The following is a 2,289-nucleotide window of genomic DNA, read 5'->3' on the forward strand; positions in this document are numbered from 1 at the left end:
TGGGAAGCCCTGTCGCTGCTGCTGCCCCGCCCTACCCAGCGCCCTGCGACCCGTCCGCCCAGCGGCGACCCCGTTGCCGATAACCTGCTGACGATTGAACAAATGCGTCAGTTTGTGCAGCCCCAAGCGCAACTGCTGGTGGCGCTGTCTCCCCTGCGGCGAGAATTAAAGCAGCCTGGCCCGCGAGACTATGAACAGGTCGCTCGCCAGCGACTCCGCACCTTGCTGGCAGCGGGCAATGTGCCGTTTCTTGACCTGCTGCCTCGGTGGAACGCGCTGCGAAACCCCGAAGCCCTCTATCGCGATGGCATTCACCCCAGCCCCGCTGGAAACACGCAAATCAGTCAGGCGATCGCCGAATTCATCCTCCACCATGCCAGCCGCTACCTCTCTCCGCACCTTTCTCGGCATTGACTTTGGCACCTCCGGCGCACGGGCGATCGCCATCAATGCCAGCGGCAAAATCGTGGCGCAGGCCAGCCTGCCTTTCCCAAGCATTCCGTCCAGCGCCCTTGCCGAAATCTGGCGAGACACCCTCCTGGCGCTGATTGTCCAAATTCCGGCTGAGATTCGCCAAACCCTGGCGGCGATCGCCCTCGACGGCACCTCTTCTACCGTCCTCCTGTGCGACGATGCCGGAATTCCCCTGGCCGAACCCCTGCTCTACAACGATGCACGCGGTGCGGCAATGCTAGACCGGGTGAGGGCGATCGCCCCGCCCCAGCACACCGTCCTCAGCGCTACCTCCAGCCTTGCCAAGCTCCTGTGGCTCCTTAGCACGCTGCCTCTGGCCCCAAACGCTCCCCCCCCGCACCTCCTCCACCAGGCCGACTGGCTGGCCTTCCTGCTGCACGGCCGCCTCGGTCTCAGCGACTATCACAACGCCCTCAAGCTGGGCTATGACGTGGGCGCACTGCGCTATCCCGACTGGCTGCTGGCGGCCAACCTGCCTGTGCAGTTGCCCCAGATAAACGCGCCCGGTACGGCGATCGCCCCCATTCTGCCTGTCCTGGGCGATCGCCTGGGCATTCCCGCCACCTGCCAGATCTGCGCGGGCACCACCGACAGCATCGCCGCCTTCCTCGCTAGCGGAGCCAGCACGCCGGGGCAAGCCGTCACCTCGCTGGGGTCTACGCTAGTCCTCAAACTGCTCAGCACCGTTCGGGTAGACGACGCTGCCAGCGGCATCTACAGCCATCGGCTGGGCAATCTGTGGCTGGTGGGCGGTGCATCGAACACGGGCGGTGCGGTGCTGCGGCAATTTTTTAGCGATGCCGAACTGGCTGCCCTCAGCGCCCAGATCGACCCGTCTCGCCCCAGCCCGCTGGACTATTACCCCCTGCCCAAACCGGGCGATCGCTTTCCCATCAACGACCCCAACCTGCCGCCCCGCCTGGAGCCGCGCCCCGACAATCCCGTGGACTTTCTGCATGGGCTGCTGGAAGGCATCGCCCGCATCGAAGCCCTGGGCTATCGGCGGCTGGCAGACCTGGGCGCAACGCCATTACGAGAAGTGCTGACCGCGGGCGGTGGGGCGCAGAATGAGGCTTGGACAAACGTGCGATCGCGCCTGTTGCAAGTGCCCGTCCTGCCCTCTCCCCACACCGAAGCCGCCTATGGAACTGCACGCCTAGCCCGCGCCGCCCTCCAGCCCGATGGTGATTTTGGATTTTAGATTGGCGATTTTAGATTGCTAGACTAAGCGCACGCAGGGCTTCCATCGGTTTCATCGGCCCTGCTGTTCTAAAGAACCGAGATAGTCACAAAACCCAAAACCCAAAATCTAAAATCCAAAACCCAAAATCCCAATTTCGATCACCGACTCAATCACCCATCTACCCAATCACCCATCTAATCACCTATCCAAAATGATGTTTCACTTCCCCATCTTGGGAATTCTCAAGGGGGTATCCTACGGGATTCGTAATTTCTTGAGTATGCTGTTATCCATGTAGGACTTACGCAGTTAGACAATTTTTCGCGAGCGCAGCCTGCGAGAAGCTGTTTAAAACCCAGAGAGCCTATCGCAAGTGCGTAAGTCTTGCCCATAATCAATGTAGATTATGGAGATTGAGCTAATTTGGCAATCATCTAGACGATCCTCTACTGGTTAGGGATTGAAATCTGGCTTAACCAAACTCTGGATGAACCGAAATCTGGCTTAAATCTGGCTTAACAGTGTCCGCTCAGAAACGCCGCCAGTGAACACGCTTCCCCATCGTTTGCGAGACGTGGACTTATGACAGACGCACAACGCCCAAGCATTCCGCCCAACTCCGTTCCCCGCAC

General features: G+C 60.3%; 2 protein-coding genes. Both read left to right on the top strand.

Annotated features, from left to right (window positions below; all coding sequences use genetic code 11):
• Nucleotides 1-414: SGNH/GDSL hydrolase family protein (locus IGS51_RS21250; protein WP_367279402.1), on the top strand; the 414-nt coding region annotated here is incomplete at its 5' end.
• The gene (locus IGS51_RS21255) at nucleotides 374-1,675 is read left to right on the top strand and encodes an FGGY-family carbohydrate kinase (protein WP_297080747.1); all 1,302 of its coding nucleotides are present in this window, start codon (nucleotides 374-376) and stop codon (nucleotides 1,673-1,675) included. The genes IGS51_RS21250 and IGS51_RS21255, both read left to right, overlap by 41 nt.
• Nucleotides 1,676-2,289: the final 614 nt, after the last annotated feature.

Source organism: Thermoleptolyngbya sp. M55_K2018_002, assembly GCF_015295965.1.
GTDB classification, from domain to species: domain Bacteria; phylum Cyanobacteriota; class Cyanobacteriia; order Elainellales; family Elainellaceae; genus Thermoleptolyngbya; species Thermoleptolyngbya sichuanensis.